Annotated in this window: 14 protein-coding genes and 1 pseudogene; 7 read left to right on the top strand and 8 right to left on the bottom strand. The window is 43.0% G+C overall.

What is annotated here, in order from left to right:
- The first annotated feature begins 58 nt into the window (after positions 1 to 58).
- Positions 59 to 859, top strand: a complete 801-nt coding sequence (locus AACU32_RS36120; protein WP_096607064.1) for a circadian clock KaiB family protein — start codon at positions 59 to 61, stop codon at positions 857 to 859.
- Positions 860 to 952: 93 nt separating this feature from the next.
- On the opposite strand, the gene AACU32_RS36115 is transcribed toward AACU32_RS36120, so the two are convergent.
- Positions 953 to 1,105 (bottom strand): lmo0937 family membrane protein, encoded by a 153-nt coding sequence (locus AACU32_RS36115; RefSeq protein WP_096607063.1) that lies wholly within the window; start codon positions 1,103 to 1,105, stop codon positions 953 to 955.
- A gap of 145 nt (positions 1,106 to 1,250) precedes the next feature.
- Here AACU32_RS36115 and AACU32_RS40835 point away from each other — a divergent pair.
- Positions 1,251 to 1,658 (top strand): annotated as a pseudogene (locus AACU32_RS40835) (circadian clock KaiB family protein); the annotation flags it as partial.
- Between the two features lie 483 nt (positions 1,659 to 2,141).
- Here AACU32_RS40835 and uvrA read toward each other — a convergent pair.
- Both uvrA and AACU32_RS36100 read right to left on the bottom strand, forming a co-directional pair.
- Complete coding sequence (gene uvrA / locus AACU32_RS36105) at positions 2,142 to 5,042, bottom strand: excinuclease ABC subunit UvrA (RefSeq protein WP_096607062.1); 2,901 nt, start codon at positions 5,040 to 5,042, stop codon at positions 2,142 to 2,144.
- Positions 5,043 to 5,608: 566 nt separating this feature from the next.
- Positions 5,609 to 9,490: a PAS domain-containing protein gene (locus AACU32_RS36100; protein WP_096607061.1), complete on the bottom strand. Its 3,882-nt coding sequence runs from the start codon at positions 9,488 to 9,490 to the stop codon at positions 5,609 to 5,611.
- 100 nt (positions 9,491 to 9,590) lie between these two features.
- Here AACU32_RS36100 and AACU32_RS36095 point away from each other — a divergent pair, with 100 nt between their 5' ends.
- Entirely contained in the window at positions 9,591 to 9,758 is a 168-nt protein-coding gene (locus tag AACU32_RS36095; RefSeq protein ID WP_339378564.1) for a hypothetical protein, read from the top strand.
- A 30-nt stretch (positions 9,759 to 9,788) separates the two neighbouring features.
- Here AACU32_RS36095 and AACU32_RS36090 read toward each other — a convergent pair whose 3' ends face one another.
- From AACU32_RS36090 to AACU32_RS36075, 4 genes are all read right to left on the bottom strand, one after another.
- Positions 9,789 to 10,355, bottom strand: a complete 567-nt coding sequence (locus tag AACU32_RS36090) for a Uma2 family endonuclease (RefSeq protein WP_096608330.1) — start codon at positions 10,353 to 10,355, stop codon at positions 9,789 to 9,791.
- A 143-nt stretch (positions 10,356 to 10,498) separates the two neighbouring features.
- A complete protein-coding gene (gene purF / locus AACU32_RS36085) occupies positions 10,499 to 11,995 on the bottom strand; it encodes an amidophosphoribosyltransferase (protein WP_096607060.1) in 1,497 nt (498 codons plus the stop codon).
- 254 nt (positions 11,996 to 12,249) lie between these two features.
- A complete protein-coding gene (gene purL / locus AACU32_RS36080) occupies positions 12,250 to 14,613 on the bottom strand; it encodes a phosphoribosylformylglycinamidine synthase subunit PurL (protein WP_096607059.1) in 2,364 nt (787 codons plus the stop codon).
- A 140-nt stretch (positions 14,614 to 14,753) separates the two neighbouring features.
- Positions 14,754 to 15,008 carry a hypothetical protein gene (locus AACU32_RS36075; protein WP_339378563.1) on the bottom strand — a complete coding sequence of 85 codons (255 nt, stop codon included), beginning with the start codon at positions 15,006 to 15,008 and terminating at the stop codon, positions 14,754 to 14,756.
- 146 nt (positions 15,009 to 15,154) lie between these two features.
- Here AACU32_RS36075 and AACU32_RS36070 point away from each other — a divergent pair, with 146 nt between their 5' ends.
- The 4 genes from AACU32_RS36070 (at position 15,155) to AACU32_RS36055 (ending at position 16,252) form a co-directional block, all read left to right on the top strand.
- Positions 15,155 to 15,409, top strand: a complete 255-nt coding sequence (locus AACU32_RS36070) for a TIGR03643 family protein (RefSeq protein ID WP_096607058.1) — start codon at positions 15,155 to 15,157, stop codon at positions 15,407 to 15,409.
- A 242-nt stretch (positions 15,410 to 15,651) separates the two neighbouring features.
- Positions 15,652 to 15,849 (top strand): DNA-binding protein, encoded by a 198-nt coding sequence (locus AACU32_RS36065; protein WP_096607057.1) that lies wholly within the window; start codon positions 15,652 to 15,654, stop codon positions 15,847 to 15,849.
- Positions 15,849 to 16,004 (top strand): hypothetical protein, encoded by a 156-nt coding sequence (locus AACU32_RS36060; protein WP_339378562.1) that lies wholly within the window; start codon positions 15,849 to 15,851, stop codon positions 16,002 to 16,004. Before AACU32_RS36065 ends, AACU32_RS36060 begins: the two co-directional genes overlap by 1 nt.
- Positions 15,947 to 16,252 (top strand): type II toxin-antitoxin system death-on-curing family toxin, encoded by a 306-nt coding sequence (locus AACU32_RS36055; RefSeq protein ID WP_339378729.1) that lies wholly within the window; start codon positions 15,947 to 15,949, stop codon positions 16,250 to 16,252. Before AACU32_RS36060 ends, AACU32_RS36055 begins: the two co-directional genes overlap by 58 nt.
- A gap of 165 nt (positions 16,253 to 16,417) precedes the next feature.
- On the opposite strand, the gene AACU32_RS36050 is transcribed toward AACU32_RS36055, so the two are convergent.
- Positions 16,418 to 17,182, bottom strand: coding sequence for a chromophore lyase CpcT/CpeT (locus AACU32_RS36050; RefSeq protein WP_339378561.1), 765 nt, complete (start codon positions 17,180 to 17,182; stop codon positions 16,418 to 16,420).
- Positions 17,183 to 17,268 lie beyond the last annotated feature (86 nt).

Genomic DNA, 17,268 nt, shown 5'->3' with positions numbered 1-17,268 from the left:
TGATCTAAATAAACCCGCCCCTACAGACTGTTAACTAATGACCCATGCCCAATGCCCCATGCCCACAAATGTTAAGTTCTCTACTTCCTTAACGACGTTGAATACAGGCAAACTATCTCAACCCCAGCTATTTAAAGGGATTGCCCTATTTACACCCGGAGGAGATTTGATTTATACCATCGACCCTAGTAAACAAGGTCGATGGCATTTGCATTTGTGTGCTGCTTTACAGGAAATATTAGACTTAGTAGAACCGCCTCATTTTTTAGTTCCTTGTTACACTGCGACTGTCGATCATTGGTTAGATCCGCGCACACAACAAGTGCGAACCTTTGCTGAAGCCTATCCAGCAGTATTAAGACATCAGCCTGTGTTAAATGCCGTTTTTGGCACAGGGGATTTAGTATGGCAAGCAGCACCCTGGCCAGAGGGATTGTGCGATCGCATGGTATTGGCAACTTATCGCTCTTCATTTCCCCAGCTTTGGGAAGACCATGATTTAATTGTGCAATTAGATCTTGTCGAACCAGCCTTTGATTACGATCGCGTCCCGACAAAGGCGCAAAACATCCCACTAAAAACTCAAGCCTATGTGCTGCGCTTGTTTGTAGCGGGACATAGTGCAGCTACTGAACGCATTTTACATAATTTACATGAATTATTAGAGCGATCGCTCGCCCAACCCTATACTCTCAAAGTTGTTGATGTTTTAACTAATCCCGAACAAGCAGAAATCGATCAGGTTACTGCTACCCCCACCCTAGTCAAAGTCTGGCCGCATCCAATTCGCCGCTTGGTGGGAGATTTAGATCGTGTAGAAAAAATCTTACAAATGTTAGGTACTCCAGAAAAATCTTAAGCTGAATTAACAGCGTCAAATTGCTAATAATTTGAATGTGTTTCAGCAAATTAAGCCCTATTGGCTCTATTAGCGCTATTTGATGACTTTTATTTAGACATCACGCGCTTTGAAAAAATTATAGATAGCCAGGGCAATGGCTAAAAGTAAGACTGCATGAATTAAATTTCCGGCAATATGAAGTGCCAGTCCTAATGCCCAAAAAGCAATCAGTACAACAACAATACCCCAAAGTATACTCAACATAATATTTGCTCAGAGTCAAGTAAGTTTTAACTTGTTCAGATATTTTACTTCCTCACTTCATTTTGATTCTATTTGTCTTCAGAGAGGTATATAGGCTTAAATCATCTTTCTTAAGATAGAAAATTAATTAACAACTCAGACTTAGTGCGATCGCATGGTATTGTCAACTTATCGCTCTTCATTTCCCCAGCTTTGGGAAAACCATGACTTAACTGTGGAATGAGATATTGCTGAACCTACTTTTCAGGACTATCACTTACCCAAAAAGTTGCAAAATTTACTGTTAAAAACCAAAGCCTACATGCTGCGCTTGTTTGTGGCGGTAAATAGTGCAGCTCCTGAATGCATCTTAACATAATTTACATGAATTATTAGAGCGATCGCACAACCTTATACTCTAAAATTTGTTGATGTTTTAACTAATCCCGAACAAGCAGAAATCAATCAGGTTACTGCTACCCCCACTCTAGTCAAAGTCTGGCCGTATCCAATTCGCCGCTTAGTTGGAGATTTGAATCGCGTAGAAAAAATATTACAAATGTTAGGTAATTAAGAAAAATATTCAGCTGAATTAACAACACTAAATCCCTAATTTAAATATGTGTAAGTTAATTAAGCCATCTTGGCTGAACTAGCAAAGCTCAACCTGATATGATTGACTAGTCTTAACTACAAATAACCATCCATTTACTTTCCCTTCTAGACCCCTAGAAGGGTTTTTACTGACATCTATTGTATTTATGTATTATTTTTTAATACACGTAGAGTGGGCATTGCCCACCTATGGGAATTACTACTAATACCAATTCAAATAATGTTTGCGAAACATCAATATATTCTAGAGGGCATGGCACTGCCGTGCCCCTACAATCTGTCGCATTCTTTTTTCAAATTGGTATAACTTATTTCAACAATCTACTTTCTTCATTTACATTATCGTCAGGGCACGGCAGTGCCGTGACCCTACAATCTGTCACATTCTTTTTCCAAATTGCTATTAAATATTCAAGGCGACAGAAAAATATCACACACTCGACTATTTCATCGCCGGATACTGCTGCAATACCTGATGCAAATATTGCCCAGTGTAAGACCTGGGATTATTCGCTACTTCCTCTGGTGTTCCCACTGCAATGACTTCTCCCCCTTTATCTCCACCATCAGGGCCTAAATCTATCACCCAGTCTGCACAACGAATTACATCTAAATTGTGTTCAATTACCAAAATTGAGTTACCTTTATCGACTAAACGCTGCACTACATCTAGCAATTTATGGACATCATAAAAAGATAACCCTGTTGTTGGTTCATCGATTAAATAAAGTGTTTTACCTGTAGCGCGGCGAGATAATTCTGTTGCCAATTTTACCCGCTGTGCTTCGCCACCAGATAAGGTGGTTGCAGGTTGACCTAAGTGAATATAACCTAAGCCAACATCTACTAAAGTTTGTAAGCGAGTAACAGCTTTGGGAATGTTTTGACAAAAGTCTAAACTCTCTTCAACTGTCATGTTGAGAACGTCAGCAATGCTTTTATCTTTGTATTTGACTTGCAAAGTTTCGCGGTTGTATCTCGCACCTTTACAAATTTCACATTGCACGTAAACGTCGGGTAAAAAGTTCATTTCAATGACGTTTACACCCTGTCCACTACAAGCTTCGCAACGTCCACCTTTAACATTGAAAGAAAATTGTCCGGGTTTATACCCTCTAGCTTTGGCTTCTACTGTTTGGGAAAATACATCCCGAATGACATCAAAAACACCTGTGTAAGTTGCAGGGTTAGAACGTGGTGTTCTCCCAATAGGCGATTGGTCAATAACTATGGCTTTATCAATGGAATTTAATCCCTTGATTTCTTCTAATTCTTTCGGTAAGGGAACTCTCTTAGTTAAATGATGTTGTAATGCTGGGTACAGTAATTCATTAATTAAAGTAGATTTTCCCGAACCAGAAACACCAGTGACGGCGACAAGTTTACCCAAAGGAATTTCGACATCGATATTTTGTAGATTATTGCGATGGGCATTTTTAATTACCAAACTTCGCCCATTTCCTTCGCGGCGTTCTGCTGGTGTGGTAATTACCCGCCTTCCTGATAAATAAGCACCTGTTAAAGAATCTTCTGTTGCTAGCAAAGTCTGGAAATCACCTTGGGCGACAATATGACCGCCGTGAATTCCTGCACCAGGGCCAATATCAACAATGTAGTTAGCAGCACGAATGGTTTCTTCATCATGCTCAACTACAATTAAGGTATTACCTAAATCGCGTAATTTAGTTAAAGTTTTGAGTAATCTGTTGTTATCTCGTTGATGCAAACCAATACTTGGTTCATCTAAAACGTAAAGAACTCCTGTTAAGCCAGAACCAATTTGTGTGGCGAGGCGAATGCGTTGGGCTTCTCCACCGGAAAGGGTCATGGCGGGACGGTCTAGGGTGAGGTAATCTAATCCGACATCTAATAAAAATTGCAATCTGGCTTTAATTTCTCTGAGGACTAAATCAGCGATTTGAAATTGGCGATCGCTCAATTTTAATTGTTCAATTCTCTGACGACAATCGCGAATAGAAACACCAGTTAAATCTAAAATTTGGTACTGTCCTAAACGTACTGCCAAAGCTTCTGGTTTTAACCGCTTACCCTGACAAACTTCACAAGGCTGATCGATTAAATAATCTTCTAATTTTTGCTTTATTATCTCCGAACTGCCTTCATATTGCCTTTGCAAAATGGGAATCACGCCTTTAAAACTCTGTTTCTTTTCAGCTGCGGTAGTGGCTGATTCTCCATACAATATAATTTGTTGCTGTTCTTGAGTTAATTTACTCCACTGCACTTGTAATTCAAAACCGTGAGCTTGCCCTAAACTATAAAGCAATTCTAAATAATAAGAATTATCTTTTTCTGACCACGGGGCAATGGCTGCATAGACTGGTGCTGAACTATCTGGTACGATTAAATCTGGTGAAAATCTTTTTAAACTGCCTAGTCCATGACAGTTAGGGCAAGCACCATAAGGTGAGTTAAAAGAGAACAATCGCGGTGATAATTCTTCCATGACCGCCCCATGTTCTGGACAAGCAAAGTTCTCGGAAAATACTAATTCTTCGGAGTCAATTGTCATTTGTCCTTTGTCATTTGTCATTTGTCCTTGGTCGTGACCGATGACAATATTGGCAATTCCACCTGATAGTTTGAGACAAGTAGATAGGGAATCTACTAGACGTTCTTGAATGCCATCTTTTTTGATTAAGCGGTCGATGACTACTTCAATAGTGTGAGTAAAATTTTTGTCTAATTCAATCGAATCAGATAATTCTCTAACTTCGCCATCAACGCGCACTCTCACAAAACCTTGGGAAGCCAAACTAGATAATAGTTTGCGGTGAGTGCCTTTTTTACCCCTGACTACCGGGGCGAGAATTTGAAAGCGAGTGCGATCGCTAAATTCCATGATCCGATCTACCATCTCATCAATGGTTTGCGGTGAAATACAGCGATCGCATATGGGACAATGAGGTTCACCTGCCCGCCCAAACAACAGCCGCAAATAATCGTAAATTTCTGTTACAGTGCCGACTGTAGAACGGGGGTTATGAGAGGTAGACTTTTGATCGATGGAAATCGCCGGACTTAAGCCTTCAATCGCCTCTACATCCGGCTTATCCAATTGTCCCAAGAATTGTCGTGCATAGGCGCTGAGGGATTCTACATAGCGGCGTTGTCCTTCAGCAAATATGGTATCAAAGGCTAAAGATGACTTACCCGAACCAGAAACGCCAGTGAAGACAATGAGGCGATCGCGTGGTAATTCTAAATCAATATTTTTCAGATTATGCTGCCTAGCACCCCGAATACGAATTGTATTCTGGTTGAGGTGGCCTGAGTGCGGAAGATGTCCATTTAAGGATTCGGCTAGCTTTTGATCTGACATATCGGCAGTCTGATTGTGAGAAGAGGCGTGAAACAGTCCTTAATAATACTATCTTTACTGCGCTTCTAGTAGAACGTCCGTACTGTTTTATTTTAGTAGTGATTTTACGACCTAGGGGAGTTCACCAAGAGACGCGGAGAGTGAGAGACGCGGGGACACGGGGACGGAAATTGGGCGAAGATTGTGATCAAGCGTCTGAATCTTTGATTCAGACGGGGTTTCAGAAAAGAGGAACTTCCGTTCCGGACACGGGGATTGAGACGTATCAAACGCTCCGCGTCTTTGCGTCTCCGCGTCCCCGTGTCATCTTCGATGAGGGAGTGTGGGTAGAGACGCGATAACCCTTGTCTGTACAAGTGTGGGGAGATGAGGGAGACAAACTGTATTGTGAATTAAGGATGCCTTTTGAGGCTTTTAGCTTCATTAACGAGGCTTTTAGCTTCATTAATCAGGCTTTTATCTCCATTAATCAGGCTTTTATCTCCATTAACGAGACTTTTAGCCTAAAAGTTTGAGCTTGCCCAATGCCCCATGCCCCATGCCCCATGCCCAATGTCCAATGCCCATTACCCATTGCCGCGATATTTAACTTCTTGCTCGATTACCGTTGCTAATTGATCTGGATCGACGGGCTTAGTAATGTGCCTTTGGAAACCTGCGGCGAGAATTTGTTGATTGTTAGTTTCACCGGCAAATGCTGTGAGGGCGATCGCGGGTAGTCTTCCACCATGCAATAGTTCCAATTCTCTAACTTGACGGATGAGTGTATAACCGTCGATTTCTGGCATGGCGATATCGCTGATTAATAAATCTGGTTGAATTTTAGCGATCGCTTTTAGTGCTTCACGAGCTGAAGAAACCGCTGTGACTTCAACGCCATATTGCTCCAGGATAAAAGTGATTAAATCTAGGTTATCAACATCATCATCTACAGCCAATATCCGCAAACCTTGAAGATTTGGGCAATTACTTGGCAACTCGTTATTTTCACCTTTTTGAGCGACAGCAGTCATCATGGGTAGCGTCACCGTAAAGGTTGCGCCTAAACCTTCTCCTGGGCTTGTGACTTGGACAGAACCACCGTGAAGTTCGACAATGTGACGGACAATTGCTAACCCTAAGCCTAAACCACCAAATTTTCTGGTTGTTGCTTCATCTGCTTGCCGAAATCGCTCAAATACGTAGGGCAAAAAGTCGGGACTAATTCCTTTGCCTGTGTCTGTGACGTGGATTTGGGCATGAGATCCCATTTGCTGGAGTTTGATTTCTATTCGACCTTCTGACGGTGTAAATTTCACAGCATTTGTCAGTAGATTTACTACAACTTGCTGCAAGCGGTTGGGATCGCCTTCGACTTTACCCACCGTGGGGTCAAGCTTGGTCTGAATGTGAATCGATTTAGCTTCAGCTGCTAAACGCACGGTTTCTAGAGATGCTTCCACAGTAGCAACCAGGTCAACTATACAGATATTCAGACTGAGTTTGCCACGGAGAATGCGGGAAACATCAAGTAAATCATCAATTAATCCTGTTTGTAATTTAGCATTGCGCTGGATGATTTCTAGTGCTTGAGTTGTCTTTTGGGCATTCAATTGGCGGTTGAGCAAAAGTGTTGACCAACCTAAAATCGGATTGAGTGGAGAACGTAGTTCATGGGAGACAATCGCCAGAAAATCATCTTTCATGCGGCTGGCTTTTTCTAGCTCTATACGGGCGGCGCGTTCTCGTTCCAAAGCCTGGGCGCGTTCCTCAATTGCCAACTTTTGATCGTGAATATCTGTGCAAGAGCCAAACCAGTTAAGGATTTGACCTTCTTGATTTCGTAATGGAAATGCTCGTCCTAAATGCCAGCGATATTCACCATCAGCACGCAGAAAACGGTACTCAATCTCATAAGTTTTGCCAGTATGCAGGGAATTTTGCCAAACTTCAATCGTGCGTTGCACATCATCGGGATGCAAAACTTTTTGCCATCCTTCGCCGCGTGTTTGTTCTAAGGTTTTTCCTGTGTAGTCATACCAGCGTTGATTGAAATATTCATGATAGCCATCTGCTTGGGTAATCCAAAATATTTGCGGCATTGTATCCGCTAATGTGCGAAACATTAATTCCCTTTGACGAAGTGCGGCTTCTGCTTGTTTGCGATCGCTAATCTCAAACAGCATTCCCAACATGCGTATGGGCTGACCTTGTTGGTTGTACTGAAAGCGTCCAAAAGCTGATACCCAATGTATGCTACCATCCGCCCAGAGTACTCGGTATTCGTCTTCATAGTCTTGCTGCTTTGCCATCGCGGTTTGAACCTTTACCTCAACGCGAGACAAATCCTCGGGATGAACGCAGTTAACCCAATCCTGATAAGTCCGTTGCGGGTTTCCCGGTTCATACCCAAAAATCATTTCATGGTAAGGAGTCCACATCGTCTGATTCGTCTGGAGATCCCAATCCCACGATCCCATCCTAGCGGCATCAAGTGCTAGAGTCAGGCGTTCTTGGTTCTCCCGCAATGCATTCTCTACCTGTTTACGTTCTGTTACATCCAGAAATGCCCCAATTACACCGCGTACAGTACCATCTTCATCCCGCAATGGCACAGCTTTGCCGTAGATCGATCGCACATCTTCGTCACTAAAGACAAATTCAAGTTCCGCTTCAACAGGTTCCCCAGTGCTACCCGCCAGTTGCATTGGTAATTCTTGAGGTGGAATATCTTGACCATTTTTTTGGATTTTGAATTTAAAGGGAAACTCGCCATCAGCAGGAGTTGCTGTTAACACCGATCCTGGTGGTAGCCGCATCAATTCATAAGCAGCTCGGTTAACGCTCATATAATGGCAGTGTGGATCGTGGGCAATCCAGACAGCAGCGGGAACCGTTTCCATGAAAGTTTCTAATTCTTGGGCCCGTGCTTTAGCGATCGCTTCACTTTTTTGGAGGGCGAATTCTGCTTGTTTGCGTAAGCGAAGCTCATCGTAGACATCGCTAATATCAACATTGATGCCGACCATGCGTAAAGGTTTACCCGCATCATCGTAGAATACTTTTGCTCTGGCGTGCATCCAATGAATACTGCCATCTTGCCAAATTACGCGCCAATCGGTGAACAATTCGCCTGTTTTCAGCGAATTCATCACATCTGCTTCTGCTTTGGCTAAATCATCGGGATGAACCCATCTCGCCCACTCTTCATAACTACCACCAAACTCACCAGGTTTTAAACCGTAGAGCGCTTCTAACTCTTTCGACCAGATATTGACATTGGTTTGAATATTCCACTCAAAGCAACCACTTTTAGCTGCTGATTGTGCTAAATCTAACCTTTCTTGCTTTTCTCGCAATTTATCTTGTATCTGCTTGCTGTGAGTGATATCTGTACAAACACCAACCCACTCCCTAACCTTGCCCGATGCTGTCAAAACTGGTACGCCGCGAACTGAGAAATCACGGTAAATGCCATCTTGACCACATACTCGATATTCATTCTCGTAGATACTTCTTTGCTGAAGGGCTTGTGTCCAAACTTGGGCAGTTTTTTGCCGATCTTCTGGGTGCAATGCTGCCAACCAACCCCAACCTTTTACTTCTTCAGGACTCTGCCCTGTATAATTTATCCAGTCTGCTATATCAACTCCCTGTCCATCAGGGTCAGTCGTCCAAACAATCTGAGAAGTTGCGACTACCAAAGAACGGTACCGTTCCTCACTTTCTCTCAAAGCGACTTCGGTCTGTTTGCGTTTAGTAATATCGGTGAGCATGGCGATCGCACTTGAAAATTCACCTTTGTGATTCAAGATGGGACTAGTAGAGACAATCGCCCAGATTTCTGATGTGTCTTTACAACGTAAACACAAGTCAAATTGCTGGTTAATCTCTTGAAAATTGTGCCTTTGTTGCTCTAACCATTGGTCTAATTCAATTTGCACCTGAGGTTCCACAAAATCGAAAATTGGTTGACCAATCATTTCTTTTATGGTATAGCCAAGCATTTGGGCTAAACGCTGGTTGACGTATTCTGTTTGTCCTCTACTGTCAAATATCCAGATACCTTCATTGGCTGTCTCTAGCAATCGCCGATAGCTTACCTGTAGTTTTGCGAGCTTTGCTTCTGATGCTTGCTTGGCAGTACGCAGTTCTGCATTTAACGAACTAATTAATAGTGCTACTGAGCTAAATATGACTAGCTCTAAAACATCAGAGCCATTTTTCAGTGTAAAAACGTATATAGGCTGTGTAAAAAAATAATTATTAGCTAAGATCGCTAAGACTGTACCTACCAAACCAGGGAAGAATCCACCGTACCAACTACTAAAAACTACAGCAGCAAAAAAAAGTGGCGAAACTTTTATTTGTAGCAATCGTTCCAGCATTAGACCTAATAGCAACGCCATTAGCACTGACAAAATAGCAACACCGTAGCGTTGCATTTGTAAACGCTGGACTTTTAACATACTGCTTTTTGATGAGGTAGACTCTTATTTTACCGTGGGCAACTGGCTTGAGGAATATAGCTTTGGGTAATCGTCAACGGCGGTAAACTAGTGATGTGTAGTGCGATCGCTTTCTGATTTCAACGAGTTAGCTACTAAAGAACGGCAACAGGCTGAACAAGAACGCCAGCGTGCTGAACAAGAACATCAACGTGCTGAACAAGAACGCCAACGTGCCCAAAGATTAGCAGAGCAGTTAAGAGCCTTAGGAATAGAACCAGAAACTTGAGATTAGATAGTGCGATCGCTATCTCATCTTTTATTTAAACAAAGGAGCGATCGCACAATTAAAATCAGGCAATATGGGTGATGTCAATTCATCATCCCGGAACAAAGTCGCAGCTAACTTTAAAATCTCTTGTTCTCGTCGATAGACTTCTATCTGTTGCTTGCGCCAATCCACAACCCAATATTCCCTGACACCCCGCGATGAATAGAGCTTCAGTTTAAGTTCTCTGTCCCGCTTTTCATTCTCCATCCCCGCAGATAGCACCTCTACCACCAATTCTGGTGCAGCAGTCAAATGTCCCGCTTCGTCTAACACAGTAGCTAGTTTCTCATTGCTAGCCCAGACAACATCAGGAATCACATTATCACTGTCGCCAAAAATTATGCCTGGAGCCGTCACAACTTCTCCCAAACCACTAACTTGTGACCATTGATCTAAAACCCCGCTAATTCTGACACAAGTTTTTTGATGCTTCCAGTGAGGCGCTCTCGCCACAAACAATTCCCCGTCAATAATTTCATAGCGGTTCCCGTTATCTGGAAACAACTCCAAATCAGCGGTGTTCCAGCGCACTCTCTCACTTGTCTGCTGGTTCATTAGATATTTCTCTTGGGGCATTTACCTAATTTTAGCTTGGGGAGAAGGGTCAAGGGTCAAGGGTAAAAAGGGAAAAGGGTTTAAAGGTAGAAATCTATTCTCTCTTCCCCATTACCCATTACCCCTTCCCCCTTCCCCAATTCCTACACCACCACCTTTTCTAAGATCAACTTAGAACGCTTCACCTGCTCAGGAATCGCCACGGGGTAATCTCCTGTAAAGCAAGCAGAACAGAAACTATTGGTGTCTTCTCTAGTTGCTTCTAGCATTCCTTCCCAACTGAGATAAGCGAGGCTGTCTACTTCCAACTGCTTGGCAATTTCTGCCACTGATTTGGTAGCAGCAATTAACTGATCTTGGGTGTCGGTATCAATACCATAAAAGCAAGGATGAGTCACCGGTGGGGAGGAAATTCGCATGTGTACTTCTAGCGCACCGGCTTCCCGCAGAGTTTTAACTAGTTTGCGGCTGGTGGTTCCCCGCACAATGGAATCATCCACAATGACCACTCGTTTGCCTACTAGCACATCTTTGAGCGGGTTGAGTTTCATCCGCAAACCAGATTCCCGCATGGTTTGGGTGGGCTGAATAAAGGTGCGTCCTACATAGCGATTTTTAATCAGTCCTTCACCATAAGCAATACCAGAAGCTTGGGAAAATCCAATGGCAGCTGGTATACCAGAATCAGGAACACCAAAGACTAAATCAGCTTCAACCGCAGATTCTGCTGCTAGCCGTCGCCCTAAACGCATCCGGTAACTGTATAAAGTTTCCTCATGCATGAGACTATCCGGACGGGCAAAGTATATCATCTCAAAGATACACAACTTCCGTTGGGATTGTTGATGCCATTGAATAGAAGTTAGACCTTCTTCATTGATCCAAACTAACTCCCCTGGTTGTACATCCCGCAGATATTCTGCACCAATAATGTCTAAGCCACAAGTTTCCGAGGCGAGAACATAACGATCTGGATCGCCAATTAAAGTCCCAATTACTAATGGGCGAATGCCGTTCGGATCGCGTACACCCATCACCCCATCAGGAGTCCCAATTACTAAACTAAAGGCTCCTTGGCAACGGCGACATGCTTGGATGCAACCATCTAGCCAATTTGCACCAGCATTTACTTCTTCGGCGATCGCAAAGGCAATCATTTCTGAGTCTGTTGTCGTTACTAGGTTGCATTTGCTCTGAAGCAACTCTTCACGCAATTGTACTGTATTGACTAAATTACCATTGTGTGCTAAGGCTAATGTCCCTAAGCGGCTTTCAACTACAGCAGGTTGGGCGTTAACTTTCCGGCTAGAACCTGTAGTTGAATAACGATTGTGTCCAACAGCTAGGTTACCTGGTAACTCTTGGAGAACAGATTCATTAAAGACTTGAGACACCAAGCCCATATCTTTATGGAGGTGGACTTTTGTACCCTCAAATGTGGCAATACCAGCTGATTCTTGACCCCGGTGCTGGAGTGCATACAATCCAAAGTAGGTTAGTTTGGCAACGTCTTCTCCTGGTGCGTAGACACCAAAAACACCACAAGCTTCTTCTGGCTTGTCGGGACGATTTTCATGACTATTGATTTGGTTGCTTGACTGTTGGGAATAGTCATCCATAGTGGAATCGTGGGGAATCATGCTAGCTTTGCTCCTGGTGGTGGTGTCAAGTCACTGGGATTAGGCGAGATCAAATTTGGATAACTCCTAATTATTAAGATTTCTGGAGAATACTTATGGATTGTAAAGACAGATAACGTTTTTGCAATCCATAATCCAAAAGTGATCTGAGTGGAGAGTCACAGTTTTCTTAATAAAACTTTAACTCTCCATTAAAACAGTACCGTAATTATGCTAATTGACGTTAGTGATTCAGATAGGGGGGATTGTACGAATTAACTAGGGGTAGTTATGTGAACCGCTAACCGTCGAGCGATCGCCTGAGAGTAGCGATCTATCATATCGTTGATACTAACTTTTATTAAGGTGTGGTTATCAGAGGTTAAGACCCCCAAACCCATCTCTGAATTCACCACTGTACCCAGTTTTTGCCATTGTTGACCGAGATGTTCCTGTAAGTAGGATTCCCAAATTTCTTGTTGTTCTGAAGCTACGGACACGAAAATTTGTCCCCCACCTTCGCCAAATAGCAATGTATCTAGGCGTGTTGACTGATTGGCTGGCAATTCTAAAGTGATTTGGGCACCCAAATTGCCAGCAATACAAGATTCTGCTAAGGCGATCGCTAATCCTCCCTCAGCGCAATCATGGGCTGAACGTATCCAGCCAGCACGAATCCCCTCACGGCAAACTTTCTGTATCCGGCGTTCCGACTCAAAATCCACCTTAATTGGTTTACCAGCAATAGTGTTGTGAATTGTGGCTAAATATTCTGATGCTCCCAAATTATCGTTAGAGGTAGGCAGCAAACCTAAAAGATAAATCACATCGCCAGCAGTTTGCCAAGCTTGACCACAAATTTTGCTGATATCGGGAATTAATCCCACCATACCCACAACCGGGGTAGGATAAATAGGCTGGGGATTTCCTTGCGAATCAAGGGTTTCATTATACAGAGAAACATTCCCACCAGTCACAGGCGTAGCCAATTCCCGACAACCTTCTGCTAAACCGCGACAAGCTTCTGCTAATTGCCAATAACCAATTGGTTTTTCTGGACTGCCAAAATTCAAATTATCAGTCACTGCTAGCGGTTCAGCGCCCACACAGCTAAGATTGCGTGCAGCTTCTGCAACCACAGCCTTAGCACCTTCATAAGGGTCAAGGTAGACATAGCGCGGATTGCAATCTACTGTAGCTGCTACACCCTTGTTACCCCCTCCGTTTACTGTTGGGGGGGGTTCTAGAGGACGTAAGCGCACCACAGCCGCATCAGCACCACCAGGGAAAATTACCGTATTATTCTGCACTTGATGGTCATATTGGCGATAAACCCAGCTTTTAGAAGCAATGGTGGGAGTATCCAGCAAAGTTAACAGAATCTCATGCCAACTTTGCAGACTTCCTTGAACTTCAATACCAGCATTAGTGCAGGGAGGTAAAGCATCAGCCTTCCATTCCCAAGCTTGGCGCGCATATTCTGGAGGTTCCGCTAACAATTCCCGCTGATATAGGGGAGTGTTTTCTGCCAAAGCATCAGCCGGAATTTCTGCTGCAATTCCCCCCTCAAACAGAATCCGCACAATCGGTTCAGCAATCACCGTCCCAGCGACAACCGCCTGGAGTCCCCAACGGTGAAAAATATCAATTAACTCCTGTTCCCGTCCTTTGTGGGCAACAAACAGCATTCGTTCTTGCGATTCCGAAAGCAGATATTCATAGGGAACCATCCCCAATTCCCGCACCGGAATTTTATCTAAATCCAGTTCAATACCGACACCGCCTTTAGCCGCCATCTCCGATGTTGAACAGGTAATACCCGCAGCACCCATATCTTGGGCGGCGACAACTGCACCTGTTTTAAACGCTTCTAAACAAGCTTCAATTAACGACTTTTCCAAAAATGGATCGCCAACTTGCACAGCGGGGCGATCGTCTATTGATTGATCGCTCAATTCTGCACTAGCAAAACTTGCGCCTCCCATCCCATCGCGTCCCGTGGTGGAACCAACATACAGCACAGGGTTTCCAATTCCAGCAGCCCCAGATTTGACGATTTCTGGAGTTTCCATCAATCCCAAAGCCATGACATTTACCAAAGGATTTCCAGAATAAGCGAGGTCAAAGTAAACTTCACCGCCGACAGTGGGCACCCCAACGCAATTACCATAGTGACTGATCCCAGCTACAACACCTTGGAACAGCCTTTGAGTTTTCACATCTTCTAAGGAACCAAAGCGCAGGGAATTTAATAAAGCTATGGGACGCGCACCCATTGTAAAGATATCTCGCAGGATACCTCCGACTCCCGTCGCCGCACCTTGGAAAGGTTCAACTGCTGAGGGGTGGTTATGGGATTCAATCTTAAAGGCCAGTTCCAATCCATCGCCTAAATCTACAACACCAGCATTTTCACCAGGCCCAACCAAAATCCGGGGACCTGTAGTGGGAAACTGTTTGAGTAAAGGCCGGGAATTTTTATAACAACAATGCTCTGACCACATCACCCCAAACATTCCTAGTTCAGCTTTGTTGGGATGTCGCCCTAACCTGCGGACAATTTCTTCATATTCTTCTGGTTTCAAACCTTCAGCGGCGATTTCTTTGGGTGAAAAGGGAGCAGAGGATTGGGCAGTCATGGAAATAATGCACCAAAAGGACAGAGAATTATTCTATCGGTTTAATGATGCAAATGCAGGTAACTGCTGAGTAAATTGCTCTTGGGTTAAACCGAGAAGTTCACGAGTAGCGCGAAGACGCTGACCAAGCTGTCCCTTACTCAATTATTTTTTTCAAAATTGAGCAGCATAACCCAGGTGGAAATTGTCAGTCCTCCGGTAAGACAACAAATAGTAAAAAAGTCAGCTATTTCCTGGTTTGTTGCTATGTAGAAAGGGTGGGTTTGGGAACACCAAGAGCAAGAACCAAATCCACCTGCTTCTGCTGCCCAATCGAGAACCGACTTAGAATAGTAGGCGGGAACAGAGAATATGACGATTACCATCGCAATAATAGCAAGTTTGAGTTTTATCATTTATGTTCCATCCTTAAGAAACCGAAGTTTTCAGTTTATAACCTGTCCTATTTTGTGGATATCTCGGCAGACACCCTTATTCAAATTTTTACTCCCTCTGCTTCCTCAAGTAAAATAGATATCGAATTGACCTGACAAGCAAAAGCATGAAGTTACCAAATTTTGATCAGCAAACCATTGATCGCATCATTGAAATGGCATGGGAAGATAGAACACCTTTTGATGTTATTGAAACTCAGTTTGGGCTAAAAGAAAAACAGGTAATTGTCTTAATGCGGCAGCACATGAAAGAATCCAGTTTCTGTATGTGGCGAAAGCGAGTTACCAAACGCAAGACTAAACATTTAAATAAGCGAGAGTTTATTGCAGGTAGGTTTAAGTCACAAAATCAAAAATCATGAACATGAATGTATGATTGCCAACGTTAAAGGCAATGGTAAAATTAATTGAGAAAGTGGCGAACGCATCCTCAAACTTATCCTGAATCCAGAAACCCAAAAATAAATTGCTGAAATATTTGGCAGTTATCAATAATTTCGATGCGATCGCTTTCTCATAATTAAACTCCCAAAAGCGCGATCGCGCTTTTGGGATATAAGTTACAGTGCTACAGTAATGCTATCTTCAAGCCTCAGATAAAACCATGAATACCATTACAATCAACATTACCGATGAGCATTTGCTGAAGTTGCAACAAAAAGCGACTCGTCTTAGTATATCAATAGAAGAATTAGTGTTAATGAGTGTTGAAGAATTACTTAATCAGCCAGAAACATCATTTAAAGATGCTATGGACGATGTACTCAATAAAAATGCTGAACTTTACAAGCGGCTAGCATAATGCGCTATCTGACTTTTCAAGAGGTGTTGGAACTTTATAATCGCATCATCAAGCAATCGGGAGGTTCTCTTGGTATTGCTAACCTTGGCGGTTTGGAATCAGCTTTAGCGCAACCAACCATGACCTTTGGTGGAGAGGAACTTTATCCGACATAGTTGAAAAGGCTTCAGCACTGAGTTTTTCACTGATTAAAAATCATCCTTTCATCGATGGTAATAAACGCATCGGTTACGCCGTAATGGAAGTTTTATTGGTTTTGAATGGTTTTGAGATTAACGCCACAGTGGATGAACAAGAACAGGTTATTTTGCAAGTAGCATCTGGTGAGTTAGGACGAGATGAATTTACACAGTGGCTTCGCAGTCATATCGTTACCCTAGTTGATTTTACAGATTTTGTATAGTTTCAAAGCTACAGCAGATTGCAGGTATATAAGGTACACAAATTAATCATATAGCTCTTGTAGTGCGGGCCGGAAAGCCCGCTACTAGTGTACCTCACTCAAATGAAATCCGCTGTATTTTCTCAAATATCCAAAAATAAAGCCTGCGTCAGCAGCCTTTATTTTTTATGACTGTTTACTACTAACTGATTTCATCATCAAGACTGGAGTTTGCTTTTTCCTTTTCAGGAATACTAAGCCAGCACCCGCGATCGCCAATCCAGCTAAAGGCGAAGACTCCGGAACCGTTGCTATCCGCTGAAAATTGACGGGGGTAGCAACCAGCAACTGACCACTGCTGCTAAAAATTTGGTCTAAGGAGTTGATGCTGTTGGCTTGAATGGAAACGTTGGATACCACCTTACCGCCAGTACTTGTAGGACAACCGTTTGGTTCATTCCTACCAACATAGCTATTATCTTGATAGGTGAGATTGAGACTACAAACAGCAGCAGCAAGATTATTCTGGCTAATAATTCTTTGGGATGGGGGGCGATCGCAAAGTCCACTCAAACTGCTGGAATTAATAAAGCTACGAATACCAAGGTCTATCGCACCACTACCTAAACCAAAGGAATAAAAGCGTACTCGGTTGAATACGGGGCTACTCTGTTCTAAGTAAACATTTTGAGTTCCATTTGTCCCACTATCACCATCTAATTGCACCTGACAATTTGTCATGGAAATAAATGGTACTGAAGGATTGCTGGCTACATCCTGGGCATTATTAAATTTTCCCGTAAACCACTCTATTATTTCTTTAAGCTGGTCTGCAAGAGGTGGTGTATCAGCAGCAAGACTTTTTTGGGGAAAAACAAATCCAGCCAATAAAAACGTTAAGGCGTAAGCTTTCAGTTGATTCATCATCGCTATTGCCAGTGAATCTCTCATCACCAATTTTCTAGATTAAATAATGGAGATTTTAAAGGAATATACAGTCAAAATCTACTGCTTAACGTGATATTTATCAATTAGAA

This window comes from Calothrix sp. NIES-2100, assembly GCF_963875285.1.
GTDB lineage: Bacteria > Cyanobacteriota > Cyanobacteriia > Cyanobacteriales > Nostocaceae > Aulosira.
Note: the sequence above shows the minus strand (reverse complement) of the source record. Positions and strands in the feature narration are given on the sequence as shown.